The following is a 13,338-nucleotide window of genomic DNA, read 5'->3' as shown; positions in this document are numbered from 1 at the left end:
GATTCTGGAAATTCAAATCCACTATTTTTTGTTGTCCGGATCAACTGGAAAAACAGATAATTGAAGTTCTATTAATATCATACGAGGGAGAGAAAATATTGATTGTTCATACCAACTTGTCATTTTCATTGAATTATTTGATTTATATGCAAAATATTTTTCTGAACTATCAACACGGAAATGAGGAAAATTTCAATCCCGTTTTTCCTTTCTGTAATACAAGTTGTAACAACCCACTGAATACAGAAAATTTTAAAGAAAAGTGGGGAAATTCTTTAGAAGTGTTAATTAATAAGCGTATTAATTCTCAATTTGAACCGTTACTTGAAAATTTACATGACTCAATATTTATCAATCTTTTTAAGAATGATGATGAAAGGGACAAGTATCTTTTAGAAAGCTATAAATCTTTTTTAGCATGGTGGGAACCCGACGGATTTGGAGCACAATTATTACTTGAAATGTTTTTAGAAAAGATAGACTTATATACGGAAATACAAAAAATAATTAAAGAGCATCAGGTTTCAGTAACACATGATAAATTAAAGATTGATGTTATATATGATGATATAGTTCTAACTTCACCAATACTGAAACTAGGATATGTTATTGTTTCGTATAAGGAACTTTTTCACTTTAAATTAACAAATTCCCTTTCAGAAAAAGTAACTAATCAAATAATGTATGCTCTTAATTAGGGTAGTGAAACCCGGTTGACTTGTGTACTGCCGAATAGCAGCCCACTTTATCTAACCTTCATTCCCCTCTCTCCGTTTTAGATTTGGCCTATAAAAAAGCAGCGTGCCTAGTAGGTAATACTAGAAGCACGCTGCTTTTTTAACCCGAAATGTTTGCTTTTTTTACTACGGGTGTTCCGTTCTGTTCGGCCGCTTCCTGGCATTTCTGACAGATGCCGTGAAACGTTAACCGGTGATCCAAAATTTTAAAGTGAAAATTGCTGCTGACGGATTTTTCTACTTCACCGAGCAAATCCTCATGAATTTCATTCACCGACCCGCACTGTACACAGATTAAATGGTGATGGTGGTGTTCTGCATCTTCGTCACGAAATTCATAGCGTGATACGCCATCTCCAAAATTAATTTTATGGATGATGGAAAGGTCGCTCATTAGTTCTAACGTCCGGTAAACGGTTGCAAGCCCGATATCCGGCGATTTATCTCTAACAAGCAAATATACATCCTCGGCGGTAAGATGGTCCTCTTCATTTTCCAACAGGACACGAAGTGTGGCCTCACGCTGCGGGGTTAGCTTATAGCTGCGGTTGTGCAACTGCTCTCTGATTTTCTCAATTCTCTCTTCCATATAACAGGACATAACAGGACCTCCCGAGCGTCTTCATACATTACAATTATAGTAGAGTATCCAATTAACGTCAAATAGAATTAGTTTTTAATTATAATTAATTTTAAATTAGAATAATTATTAAACTTAACAATGCACTCGCGTGTTTCATAAGGGAGGGGGAGATAAACGCTTCAAACCCTGCGGCCAGAACGGACACAATCGCCATCGCAACCATAAGGCTGCTGTATAAGAGAAATTGCGGATAAATCGCCCGTCCGTGTTTAAACCGGGATTGGATAAGCTGCAGAGAGAAAGAGATGCCCGCCGTTGCGATTAAAATAATTGATGGCACGATCAGCAAGTTCTGCGGCAGTACAGAAACAATGGCAAAATAAAGCCCGTGCCAGCTCAATTGATTCACCAGGAAGCCGACTGTAAAACCAACAACCACTCCTTTTAAAAATACCATAACGAGGATAAGCGGCAAACCAATAATCGATAGGCCAAGTATCCACATAAAACCGATATATTTTAAATAATGGCCGAGTGAGCTCTGAAAAGCCCGGCTCGGGTCGGCAATGTTATCCCGGGAAAGTTCGTGAAAAAACTGGCTCACATACATAAATAATTGTTGTTTTTGCGTAAGCCCGATTGAATTCACAATGACTGCGCCGAAGCCGACGCCCATAACGAATAAGACAATCGTAAACAAGTAGAGCGAAAAATTATTGCGTACATCCTGCTGCAATGTTTGTCCCAATTTTCTTTTCACGGGTAAACCTCCTATCCGCCTCTTACAAACGTTATATGACGGACAGGGGGAAAATATGACGGGTTACATTGTAATTCTCCCGTATATGCCGCCGCCAGGCAGTTCGAGAAGAACTCCCTGCGTTAGACGTAAATCGATTTCTTCTTGCACTTCCGGTGAATGGCGGTCAATAATGCCAACCATATGCATTCATTTACGCGTAAGTGCTTCTTCCATGATCGCGCTGAACGTGAGATTCCGGGATGCTGTAATTCTCACAGGGCGATTATGCAGGGTTCGGCCGATATGAATATGCAAATCGGCGACGCACTCGTTCATAAAGTTCATCCTCTGACCTGCTCCAATTGCCATGCGTAAACGGCCATAATGGTTTTTGCATCCCGGATGTCGCCGTTTTCAATGAATTGCAGCGCCTCGTTTACCGTGAGATGAAGCACCTCGACAAACTCATCGTCATCAGGTCTGGCCTGTCCGGCAGTAAGGTTCTTCGCCCGATAAAGATGGACGATCTCATCAGCGAAGCCTGGTGAGGTATAGAAAGAAGCGCGCAGTTCCATCGAGTCTGCCGTGTAACCGGTCTCCTCCATCAGTTCGCGAACCGCACACGCTTCGGGTTCCTCCCCCTTTTCAAGCTTGCCGGCCGGGATTTCGATAAGTTCCCGTTCGAGTGGTTTACGGAATTGACGTACCATCACCATACGGTTGTCATCCGTCAGTGCCATGACCGCAACTGCCCCCGCATGGTTAACAATTTCACGGGTTGCCGTCTTGCCATTGGGCAATTCCACAGTGTCTACCTTTACTTTGATTATTTTTCCGTCATAAATGGATCGGCTCTCAATTGTTTTCTCAAGCATCACTTTCCCACCCTCTCGTCCGAATTTTACTACGTCATCTATTGAACCATAGTTTGGCCGATAATTCCATTCGTCGAGTTTCACGCTATCATTTTGCGGCCATCGCAGCAATTTTATATATGGCCCAGGGCGTCAACGGCAGCAAAATAACAGTGGGCAAAAAAATCGGGGTCCTTTTGATAATCCCGGCCCATCGTTGTAATGGGTTCAGGATAAGCGGCCATCATTTGTGTCCATACATTTGCCTCCGGAGGCTCATGGAGGGCCAGCTTGTGATGCGGGGAACAGGCAGGCCATTGGTCCAGTAAAACAGAATGATTCTGCATATTGATATGAAGCGGTATATTCCGGGCATATTGAAGTACCGTTTTTGTGTGGTGGCTGATTCCATAATGGCGCTCTCTCCCATCCTGAAAGCTTACGCGGGGAATGAGTATGGGTGTCCCACCGAGAAGAACGACCGCCTGAAGAATCGAAACCTGTTCCATCCCGCTAAATCCTAATGCTGTCGACGTTCCCACCACGCCAACTCCCGGTGTAATTACAATAATATCCGCCCGCCAGATGAGAACGGCAGCCTGGAGCGCGGTATACATGTTGACACATTCGCTGTCCCCACCAAAGGCGTGGCCATATGTAATCGTTCCGGATAAAACATTTGCCGCTTTTAAATGCGCAACATGGCGGCTTAACGCCATCGGCAACGCGGCACTGTCAGACATGATGTAGCAGATCCGCGGCAAGCGTTGTCCCGCAGGAACCGTACTATCTTTATTTTTGATTGAATTCGAGGATAAGTGGCGCAGCGCCAGGCATACAACAGGAAGCATGCTGTGGAGTTCTCCGATGATGACGGGGATGCCCATTAATATGCTGGTCGTAGCCTGATTGAACAACGGATGCCACATGCTGGCCGGTTCCTCGGCGGCCAATACGGGAAATTGATACGGGGTGTAGCGCAGCTTCATAATGTGTCCCCGCTCCCTGCCGCTGTTCTCTGTGGTGATGTTCTGCGTAGCGCTTTTCTCCCCGGTGTGACTCTCCACAGTGCTGCGCTTCCCATCCGCATCTTTAAGCGGAAAATTGTCAGAAACAGGGCTGTCTGCAGGAAAACGGGCCATCACAAAATGGTATCCCCCGCTCCCAAGCGAAAGCGACACAGCGGTCGTATTTAACAATACATAGTCTCCCGTCCCGACATGTCCCTTATAAAAAGGGTAATGCACGGCTGACGATATTTTCCCGCCGACGTCTACTTCAAGACATTGAATCGCATCTGTTTCCTCTACAATTCGGATAATTCGACCGACTGCCCATTGCATCTGTTCACCCTCTTTGTTTTACAGATAAGAAAGGATATTTGGACTTTTATTTTGAAATATCGCTAAACATTCCTACATAGAACGCTACTTCTTCCCCTTCATCCTTTATAGCACTAATCGTCAGCCACTCGGGGTAAATCTGTCCATTCTTTTTCCTGTTCAAAATCTCACCCTGCCAGTGTCCCGATTCATTTATGGAAAGCCACATATTTTTATAGAAATCGGCATCTTGACAGCCTGACTTTAAGATGCTTGGCGTTTTACCAACCACTTCATCGGCAGTATAACCCGTTACCTCTGTAAACGAACGATTGACAGAACGTATCACCCCCTTCGTATCCGTTACCATAATCCCTTCCACTGTGTGTTTAATAATAGCGTCCGCCAGGCGTAACTTATCCTGCTGAAACATCCACACGACAAGAATCAGGCTGGCCAAAGCTACTTCGGAAAGGGCCATAAAGCCGATCGAATAGTGTCCGGTTAACGTAAACAGCGCCGTTAAGATAAGCGGTGGGAAAAATCCGCCCAATCCGCCCATAGCCGCTACAATTCCATTTACAATCCCGATTTGTTTGGCAAAATAGGAAGGAACCAATTTGAAAATGGCGCCATTTCCAATTCCGCCGCAAATGGAAATGGTCAAACAGCCTAAAGTGTACAGCCGGATCGAAGGCATAAAAGATAATAATATAGCAGCGATCGTTAATCCTGCGAAAACAAACATCAAGACTTTTAATGGGTTGAAACGGTCTCCCATCCACCCGCCGGCAGGCCTAAACAACGTGGACAGGACAATAAAACCAGCCGTTCTCATACCCGCATCCACCTTGCTTAAATGAAAGTGGGCCACTAAAAAGTTCGGCAAATACACAGTAAAAGCAACAAAAGACCCGAATGTGATAAAATAAAACAGGCACAAAAACCACAGTCGGTCATTCCGATACACACTTTTAAATTGCTCAACTAACGAAACGTGTACTCTCGGTTCTTTTCGATCCCCCAGTAACAAGTTCAACAGCGCAAAACAGGCGAGCAGCACAATATAAAATTTCACAGTCACCTGCCAGCCAAAGCGATTGGCAAGTATAGGGGCAGAAAAAGTGGTGACAGCGGTGCCAATGTTTCCGGCACCATATATTCCGTTTACAAATCCATGCCTTTCCCTTGGATAATACTTTGGCAAAGAAGTGACACCCACCGAAAAAACAGCCCCGCCTATCCCTATGAATAGTCCCCCAATGATTAAATCCACAAAGGAACGAGCAATACTCACATAATAAACCGGAAGGATCAGCACAAGAAAACTTATGGAAAAAAGCCTTCTGGCTCCAAATCGATTCGCCCAATAACCGAGAGGAACCCTTAAGAGAGACCCCAGTATAACGGGCACCGCCGTAACCCATGTCAATTGATTCGGGGTGAGCGGTATATCTTCTTTAATAAATGGCATTAATGAAGAGAGAATAACCCACACCATAAACCCTGCGACCAGACTAAGCGTCTGCAGCGGCAATTGTACTTTTTGGATATTCATAATGAAATTGCTCCTATCCATTATAAATACTTTCAGGATAAATGCTTTCAGAATTTTATTCTTTACGGTAGTTGACGCGTGAACGATACTGCAGCGGTGCGCGGGCCGGATAACGAGCAGGCAGGGTCCAGAAATGAACCAGCTTTGTAAAAGGAATCAGGGCAAACAGGGCGAACGAAAGGATGACATGAATTTGAAACAGTAAAGGGACGCCCACCATCAGCAGCGGATTCGGCCGGAAGGTAAGAATTCCCCTGAACCAGGGACCGATTGTATTACGATATTCATACGGTTCCACCATTACGTTATAACCAATCGTCATGGATGTTCCAAGAGTGACGATAATTAATAAAGAAACCAGTGTAGCAAAATCAGAGAGCCCGGCCTTTTTCCGGACCCGCTTAAAATATATTTTTCTAAAAATAAGAACCAGTAAGCCCACCCACGTAATGACACCGACAATTCCCCCAAACAGGATCGCATTAAAATGGTAGAGTGCTTCGGTTACACCAAAATAATCGTAGACAGACCGGGGAATGAGAATGCCCATGACATGCCCGATGAAGGCAAAAATGATTCCCCAGTGAAACAGCAGGCTGCCCACGCGGAGCGTTTTCTTTTCCAGCAATTCAGTGGAGGGGGCTCCCCAGTGAAGTTGTCCATAGTTATAACGAAACAGCAGCCCAACAACCATAATACAAAGAGCCAGGTAAGGATAAATGACCCATAAAAACAGGCTTATCATCGAAAAACCTCCTCATTTAACTTATACACCGTACCACAGCCGTTAATGCTCATAGTAAAGCGGGTAAGGCAATTCATCTACATCGGCTTCGTTTCTTTGCTGTTGCTCACGGGTAATATCAGCGGGCGAAACTTTGGGAAGAACGGCTTCAATCGCTGCAAAAACATAGTAGTACGGACTGGTGTTGCTTATTTTTTGTTTGATGCGAAGCGATGCGGCTGCGATGCGCGCTGCAAGGCTCACCATGTCAGTGTATTCGGGTTTAACCGCCAGCAATTCAAGCAATAGCGGCATGTAATCCGGAAGCTCGCCATCCGGTTCCTCAAAGCCGGCCTCTCTAACCATCTTCCGGAGTTCTAAGAGGGCCTGGCCGCGTTCTTTGCTATCTCCTAGTTCGTGCGCCGTTAAATAAAGGGAGGTTGATTCCCGAAAATCAAAGACAGATACGTAGTGCTTTTGCAGTTCATGTGGCTCCATGGAACGGAAAGCTGCAATCCCCTTGATAAGAGAGTCGCCTGCACGGGTAAGCGGCAGGCCGTTTACCCATTCTTCCGCTTCGTCCATGGCTGCAAAAAATGATGTGTCAGGATACCCAAGTAAAAAGGAAATTATTTTTACCAGTTCGTGCTGGGAAGTTATCATTTTTCTCCTCCTGTCCTGTTCCTGTGCACCGATGGAATCATACCTTCCGGTGGCGCCAGTTCCTCAATGCTGCATGACCCTTGTTTATAAGGCAGGTATTCGTCCATTTCCCGTCTTCCCGTTGGGATGACAAACCGTTCATTATATTTTGCTACCGCAAGCAGACGCGCCATTTCCTCTACCTGGTCCATCGTAATTCCTGCCTCTGCCAGCAGCCTGCTGCTTTCCAAATCACCAACGGTTTTCGAGCGCATATGGACGCGCATTGCCGTCAGCTTAAGTAGCACGCGGCGAATCACCCCTGTATCTCCTGCAGATAGAATCGATGCGAGATATTCAACAGGAATCCGCATTGAATCCACTGTCGGTATGTAGCCATCAGAAGAAAGGCTGTCCTCATTGCGAATATGATTCATAATCGGGCTAAGCGGAGGCACATACCACACCATCGGCAGGGTCCGGTATTCAGGATGGATGGGGAGCGCAATTTTCCATTCCATCGCAAGCTTATAGACGGGAGAATCCTGCGCACTGACAATCCATGCATCTGTTATTCCTGCTTTTTTAGCCTCGTGAATCACTTCCGGGTCATGCGGGTTTAAGAAAACAGATAATTGAGCGGGATATAATTGTTTTATATCCGTTACAGAGGCTGCTTCTTTTACCCGGTCGGCATCATACAGCACAACGCCCAGGTAGCGAAGGCGGCCGACACACGTTTCCGAACATACGGTAGGCAGTCCGGCTTCAATTCTCGGATAGCAGAAATTGCATTTTTCCGCCTTTTGTGAATTCCAGTTAAAGTAAACTTTATTGTATGGGCAGCCGCTCACACAAAACCGCCATCCCCGGCACGCTTCCTGGTCAACCAGGACAACCCCGTCCTCTTCCCGCTTATACAGCGCACCCGACGGGCAGGAAGCCACGCACGGCGGATTCAGGCAGTGTTCACAAATCCTCGGCAAATACATCATGAATGTTTTTTCAAACTCAAACTTAATATGCTCTTGCAGTTGTTTGAAGTTGGGGTCACGCGGCGCAATCTCATTCCCTCCTGCCAGATCATCATCCCAGTTCGGGCCCCACTCCGGTTGATCCATCAGTTCACCTGTGATAAGGGAACGCGCCCGGGCAACCGGCTGATGCTTCCGTTTCGGACTGTCAATTAAACTGTCATAATCATAAGACCATGGTTCATAGTAATCATCGATTACGGGCAGGTCGGGATTGTAGAAAATATTTAATAATTTGTGGAACGCTCCGCCCGCCCGCAAGCGAAGCTTGCCGTTTTGCAGCGTCCACCCACCTTTATAATACTGCTGGTTTTCCCATTCCTGCGGGTATCCCGGCCCCGGTCTTGTTTCCACGTTATTAAACCACATATATTCCGCGCCCGGACGATTGGTCCATGTATTTTTACAGGTGACACTGCATGTATGGCAGCCAATGCATTTATCGAGATGCATCACCATCGCAACCTGTGATTTAATCCTCAAGCCAGTCAACCTCCTTTAAGGGCCGTATAATCGTGATGATGTCACGCTGGTGGCCGGTTGGCCCATAGTAGTTAAAGTTGTAGCTTAATTGTGAATAGCCCCCGATCATGTGTGTCGGTTTTGGAATGATCCGCGTGACGCTGTTGTGGGTTCCGCCGCGTTTTTTATTGGACGTTCCGGGAACGTTAATCGTGCGGTCCTGTGCGTGGTACATCATCGCCATCCCTTCAGGAATACGATACGTGAGTACGGCTCTGGCCGCAATGACGCCATTCCGGTTATACACCTCCACCCACTGGTTATCCTTCACACCGATCGATGCAGCGTCTTTTTCATTAATCCAAATCGTCTGTCCGCCGCGAAACAGCGTCATCATATTCGGTATTTCCGTATACGTTGTGTGGATTCCCCATTTTTGGTGGGGGGTTAAGTATCTGACCACGATGTATTTTTCGTTATTATCCAATTCCTTTTCATCCGGCAGATACGGACCAAACCGCAGCGGCGGACGATAGATGGGTAGGCCTTCCCCGAAATCAAGCATAACTTCATGGTCCAGGTAGAAATGCTGGCGGCCGGTTAACGTTCGCCACGGTACCTGGTATTCGGTATTTACGGTAAACGGGGAATAGCGCCTGCCATCCTTCTCAAGCCCACTCCAAACGGGGGTAGAAATCGCTGATTTAGGCTGGGCGGTAAGATCGAACAGGGTAAAGGCTTCTTCCTCTCTGCCCAAAGCGATCCCTGTAAGGTCCAATCCTGTTACATTGCTCAACGATTTCCATCCTTCAACCGCCCGATCCCCGTTCGTTGCCCCTGACAAAGTGAGGATGGCATCAATCGCCTGCTTATCGTGATATAAATCCGGCCTTCCTTTGCCGACACCCTCTCTTTTTGAAACGCCAAGCCGTTTCTTCAAGTCGCTGTACGCCTTCTCTCCCGATATCGTGATTCCCTTTGTCGTAATATTTTTTTCGATGTTGGGGCCGATTGTGATCATCTGCTCATAAACATTGGGATAATCACGGTGCAGTATGACCATTTTAGGCATCGTCTTGCCGGGAATCGGCTTTACTTCTTTATTGCGCCAGTCGAGCACTTTTCCGTTGGGCTGAGCAATTTCGTCGATTGTGTCATGGCCTAAAGGAACGACCATTAAATCATCACAGGCAGGTAAATGCTTCTTGGCAAGTGTTGAGAACACTTCGGCCAGATAGCGGAACGCATCCCAATCACTCCGTGCTTCCCAGGGGCTTGTGATTGCTGCATTGAATGGATGAATATAAGGGTGCATATCGGTACTGCTGATGTCGTATTTTTCATACCAGGTTGATGCCGGCAACACGATATCAGAATAAAGGCATGAACTTGTCATGCGAAAGTCGATATTAACAAACAGGTCTAACTTCCCCTTCGGAATGTCTTCGGTAAAACGGACCGTTTCCGGCTGCCATGACTTTGTTTCTTCTGACAGCACCTGATTATCCGCGCCAAGCAGGTGTTTCAGGAAATATTCATGGCCTTTCGCGCTTGCCCCTAATAGATTGGATCGCCAGTTAAACAAAATGCGCGGATAGTTCTTCGGATTGTCCGGGTCTTCGATAGCCCAGTTAATGTTCTCTTTTTCAATTTCGTCTACCACATATTGGATAACTCCTTCATCCGTTCCCGCCCCATTCTTGCGTGCCTCTTCTACGATACCAATCGAGTTTTGCGTAAACTGCGGATAGGATGGGAGCCAGCCTAACCTCGCTGCCAGGGCGTTCATATCGGCAGGGTGCATCTTTTGAAAACGCCCGCCAACCTGTGATCCTACGGTTGTCGTGTCCAATTCCTCATAGCGGAATTGGTTCGTTGCAAAATAGAAAAACGATGTGCCATTCTGCAGGCGCGCCGGCTTCACCCAATCGCTGGCAAAGGCAACCTGGGTCCACCCTTCCAGCGGACGAACTTTTTCCTGCCCGACATAGTGGGCCCACCCGCCGCCATTCACCCCCTGGCAGCCTGTCAGCAGCACGAGATTTAGAATGCAGCGGTAAAGCTGGTCGCTATGATACCAGTGATTCGTTCCAGCCCCCATCGCAATCATCGACTTTCCTTTGGTGCGGGCTGCATTATCCGCAAACTCTCTTGCAACCTGGATCGCGAGGGAGCGATCAACGCCGGTTATCGCTTCTTGCCAGGCTGGCGTATAAGGCAGCATATCGTCATAGCTTTTCGGATAGTCACCGGGCAGTCCACGATCGACGCCTGCATGGGCCATCATCAAGTCGAATACCGTCGTTACGAGAAATTTTTCTCCATGTATCCCCTTTATTTTCTTCGCAGGGACAGCACGATGGATGAATTCACCTTTTTCATCACCGAAGTAAGGAAAAGAAACCATCGCATTCTCATCCGAGTCATCCAGAAAACTCAATAAAGGATTTAACGATGTACCATCTTCGTTTTCCAGCTTCAAATTCCACTTCTTTGATTGATCCCATCGAAAGCCCTGGCTGCCGTTAGGAACAGTCGGCTTGTTTTTGTTTTTATCCCAAAAAACGGTTTTCCATTCTCCAAGGTCATGTTCTTTAGTAAGGTCGGACGCATGCAAGAACCGATCTGCCATATATCCGTCTTCATGGGGTTTTAATATGACAAGAAACGGAAGATCTGTATACTTCTTTACGTAACTTGTGAAATACTCGGTCTGCCGGTCCACGTAGAATTCTTTCAATATGATATGAGTCATGGCCATCGCTAACGCTCCATCCGTTCCTGCCTTAGCCGGGAGCCATATATCGGCGAATTTGTCGTATTCGGCATAATCCGGGCTTATCCCGATGACTTTTGTACCGTTGTAGCGGGCTTCTACCATAAAATGGGCATCCGGCGTTCTGGTCATCGGTAAATTGGTGCCCCAGATAATAAAATACTTCGAATTATACCAGTCAGCGCTTTCCGGGACATCCGTTTGCTCACCCCAAATCTGGGGGGATGCGGGCGGTAAATCGGCATACCAGTCGTAAAAGCTTAGAATCGTCCCGCCAATGAGAGACAGAAAACGGGTTCCGGCAGCATAACTAGCCATTGACATAGCCGGAATCGGGCTAAATCCCGTGACCCGATCAGGCCCATATTGTTTAATCGTATGAATGGTAGCTGCCGCAATTAATTCCGTTACCTCTTCCCAACTGGAACGGACGAATCCTCCCTTTCCTCTGGATTCCTGGTAGGCATTCCTCTTCTCGGGGTCGGATACAATGTTTTTCCAGGCAAGCACCGGATCTTTCGTTTTTTCATATTCACTTCGCCACAGCTTTACTAAGTCACCACGCACATACGGGTACTTCACACGCTGCGGGCTATATGTATACCAGGAAAAAGTGGCTCCTCTCGGACACCCGCGGGGTTCGTATTCTGGAAAGTCTTTGCCGATGGTCGGGTAATCCGTTTGCTGTGTTTCCCACGTGATTATCCCGTCTTTTACGTGAATTTTCCAGCTGCATGAACCGGTGCAGTTCACACCGTGTGTGGAACGGACGACCCGGTCATGCTGCCATCTCTGCCGGTACAGTTTCTCCCATTCACGCGACCGCGGACTTTCTTCAGACCAGTCATTATTAAATCGTTCACCGCGTCTTAAGTATTTTAAAGATTGAATTAATTTGATTGGCTTTTTCGGCACTGCTACACACCCCCCGGGTTTTTCGCTATCGGATTAAATGATTCTCCAACCAGTCGAAACGCATCTCTGCCTTCATACAATTCAGACATAAATATTCCCCAACTCGCTGCATTGGCCGCTGCCAGAATGAGCCGTTCGAGCACGTCGATGTCTGCTATCGCCTCAATTTTTTCGAGAATTTCCTCTGGTACCGTACCAAATCGCAGACGCAAAACAGCCAGTAAGTCGTTTCTGTCAGTTTGTAGTACACTTTGCAATTGTTCGGGCGTCATGCCGCTATTCCCCTTTCCTTATGGGTATGTCGTAGTAAGTGTGTCCTGGTGATGGCGTCCGTGCTATCGACATAGTCAAAATCAGCAACGAATTAGCTGCAGCATAATCAGTTGGAAAGCAAATACTTTTCTTCCTCGCGACTATGTATTTCCACGAGTAATAATAAGGCCTCAAATCTAACGATAACCTCTTTATTTACCCCATCTTTTTGCAAGATGTCTTTACTCTCATTTACTAAAAGACGCATTAGATCGTGATCGCGTGTAAGTTTCGTAATGGTTTCCAATAGATGAGGGTTTTTCTTCCCCTTTTCCAAATAAAAACCTTCTTCTTCCGATTCCGCATGGCGAAGTGTCCGGGTTTCCCAATGTTCTATAAGAACATGAGCCGTTTCCAGTGCACGGTCACGTATCCCATCATGATGCAGCCGCTGAACAATGGACAATAATTCCTCTGCCTCCCCGTTGGCCGCCTGATGAATCGACCGATGGGCTTCTAATTGTCTCAAGGCCGGTCCTGACACTCTTTCCACTCCTTTTATTGAATTCCAGTTAAGTACTTCTCCACCCTATAGTTTCCACATAAAGAAATTCTATTCGGGAGCTGCACCCACCTTATAGTACGATGGAGCATTCAGAGATTTGGAGGGACATAAAATTCACCGCTAACAATGTTCATCCCGATTTTGTTAGCGTAACGTTCAAGTAATAATTTCT

The 13,338-nt window shown here is 46.5% G+C and carries 14 protein-coding genes; 1 reads left to right on the top strand and 13 read right to left on the bottom strand.

Annotated elements, in window-relative coordinates; translation table 11 throughout:
• Positions 1–698, top strand: a 698-nt coding sequence (locus H525_RS25820; RefSeq protein WP_211237039.1) for a hypothetical protein, incomplete at its 5' end; no start/stop codon positions are given.
• Positions 699–837: 139 nt separating this feature from the next.
• Here the strand turns inward: H525_RS25820 and fur are convergent.
• The 13 genes from fur to H525_RS0118160 form a co-directional block, all read right to left on the bottom strand.
• Complete coding sequence (gene fur, locus H525_RS0118220; RefSeq protein ID WP_027417354.1) at positions 838–1,326, bottom strand: ferric iron uptake transcriptional regulator; 489 nt, start codon at positions 1,324–1,326, stop codon at positions 838–840.
• Between the two features lie 103 nt (positions 1,327–1,429).
• The gene (gene spoIIM, locus H525_RS24720) at positions 1,430–2,080 is read right to left on the bottom strand and encodes a stage II sporulation protein M (RefSeq protein WP_051331150.1); all 651 of its coding nucleotides are present in this window, start codon (positions 2,078–2,080) and stop codon (positions 1,430–1,432) included.
• A gap of 63 nt (positions 2,081–2,143) precedes the next feature.
• On the bottom strand, positions 2,144–2,269 hold the full coding sequence (locus H525_RS28780; RefSeq protein WP_245590525.1) for an endonuclease Q family protein: 126 nt from the start codon (positions 2,267–2,269) through the stop codon (positions 2,144–2,146).
• Positions 2,270–2,398 (bottom strand): endonuclease Q family protein, encoded by a 129-nt coding sequence (locus H525_RS28775; protein WP_245590524.1) that lies wholly within the window; start codon positions 2,396–2,398, stop codon positions 2,270–2,272.
• A gap of 5 nt (positions 2,399–2,403) precedes the next feature.
• Positions 2,404–2,937 (bottom strand): NUDIX hydrolase, encoded by a 534-nt coding sequence (locus H525_RS0118200; RefSeq protein WP_035101893.1) that lies wholly within the window; start codon positions 2,935–2,937, stop codon positions 2,404–2,406.
• A gap of 113 nt (positions 2,938–3,050) precedes the next feature.
• On the bottom strand, positions 3,051–4,259 hold the full coding sequence (locus H525_RS24715; RefSeq protein ID WP_051331149.1) for a DUF3866 family protein: 1,209 nt from the start codon (positions 4,257–4,259) through the stop codon (positions 3,051–3,053).
• Between the two features lie 46 nt (positions 4,260–4,305).
• A complete protein-coding gene (locus H525_RS0118190) occupies positions 4,306–5,796 on the bottom strand; it encodes a nitrate/nitrite transporter (RefSeq protein WP_027417352.1) in 1,491 nt (496 codons plus the stop codon).
• Between the two features lie 55 nt (positions 5,797–5,851).
• On the bottom strand, positions 5,852–6,541 hold the full coding sequence (gene narI, locus H525_RS0118185) for a respiratory nitrate reductase subunit gamma (RefSeq protein WP_027417351.1): 690 nt from the start codon (positions 6,539–6,541) through the stop codon (positions 5,852–5,854).
• 42 nt (positions 6,542–6,583) lie between these two features.
• Positions 6,584–7,183, bottom strand: coding sequence for a nitrate reductase molybdenum cofactor assembly chaperone (gene narJ, locus H525_RS24710; protein WP_051331148.1), 600 nt, complete (start codon positions 7,181–7,183; stop codon positions 6,584–6,586).
• Positions 7,180–8,679 (bottom strand): nitrate reductase subunit beta, encoded by a 1,500-nt coding sequence (narH, locus tag H525_RS0118175; RefSeq protein ID WP_027417350.1) that lies wholly within the window; start codon positions 8,677–8,679, stop codon positions 7,180–7,182. Before narH ends, narJ begins: the two co-directional genes overlap by 4 nt.
• Positions 8,669–12,349: a nitrate reductase subunit alpha gene (locus H525_RS0118170; protein ID WP_027417349.1), complete on the bottom strand. Its 3,681-nt coding sequence runs from the start codon at positions 12,347–12,349 to the stop codon at positions 8,669–8,671. The genes narH and H525_RS0118170 overlap by 11 nt, the downstream gene beginning before the upstream one ends.
• 2 nt (positions 12,350–12,351) lie before the next feature.
• The gene (locus H525_RS0118165; RefSeq protein WP_027417348.1) at positions 12,352–12,621 is read right to left on the bottom strand and encodes a hypothetical protein; all 270 of its coding nucleotides are present in this window, start codon (positions 12,619–12,621) and stop codon (positions 12,352–12,354) included.
• A 107-nt stretch (positions 12,622–12,728) separates the two neighbouring features.
• Positions 12,729–13,145 carry a hypothetical protein gene (locus H525_RS0118160; protein WP_027417347.1) on the bottom strand — a complete coding sequence of 139 codons (417 nt, stop codon included), beginning with the start codon at positions 13,143–13,145 and terminating at the stop codon, positions 12,729–12,731.
• Positions 13,146–13,338 lie beyond the last annotated feature (193 nt).

Origin of the sequence: Aneurinibacillus terranovensis DSM 18919 (genome assembly GCF_000430625.1) — a bacterium.
In the GTDB taxonomy this organism is placed as follows: Bacteria; Bacillota; Bacilli; order Aneurinibacillales; family Aneurinibacillaceae; genus Aneurinibacillus_B; species Aneurinibacillus_B terranovensis.
The sequence above is the reverse complement of the archived record's forward strand: the minus strand, read 5'-3'. Positions and strand labels throughout refer to the sequence as shown.

What these genes read in the sequence shown, in the direction of transcription:
- narJ (WP_051331148.1), bottom strand. Translation starts at nt 7,183, where the DNA reads ATGATAACTTCCCAGCACGAACTGGTAAAAATAATTTCCTTTTTACTT.
- H525_RS0118200 (WP_035101893.1), bottom strand. Translation starts at nt 2,937, where the DNA reads ATGCTTGAGAAAACAATTGAGAGCCGATCCATTTATGACGGAAAAATA.
- H525_RS0118190 (WP_027417352.1), bottom strand. Translation starts at nt 5,796, where the DNA reads ATGAATATCCAAAAAGTACAATTGCCGCTGCAGACGCTTAGTCTGGTC.
- H525_RS28780 (WP_245590525.1), bottom strand. Translation starts at nt 2,269, where the DNA reads ATGCATATGGTTGGCATTATTGACCGCCATTCACCGGAAGTGCAAGAA.
- narI (WP_027417351.1), bottom strand. Translation starts at nt 6,541, where the DNA reads ATGATAAGCCTGTTTTTATGGGTCATTTATCCTTACCTGGCTCTTTGT.
- fur (WP_027417354.1), bottom strand. Translation starts at nt 1,326, where the DNA reads ATGGAAGAGAGAATTGAGAAAATCAGAGAGCAGTTGCACAACCGCAGC.
- H525_RS24715 (WP_051331149.1), bottom strand. Translation starts at nt 4,259, where the DNA reads ATGCAATGGGCAGTCGGTCGAATTATCCGAATTGTAGAGGAAACAGAT.
- H525_RS0118165 (WP_027417348.1), bottom strand. Translation starts at nt 12,621, where the DNA reads ATGACGCCCGAACAATTGCAAAGTGTACTACAAACTGACAGAAACGAC.
- H525_RS28775 (WP_245590524.1), bottom strand. Translation starts at nt 2,398, where the DNA reads ATGAACGAGTGCGTCGCCGATTTGCATATTCATATCGGCCGAACCCTG.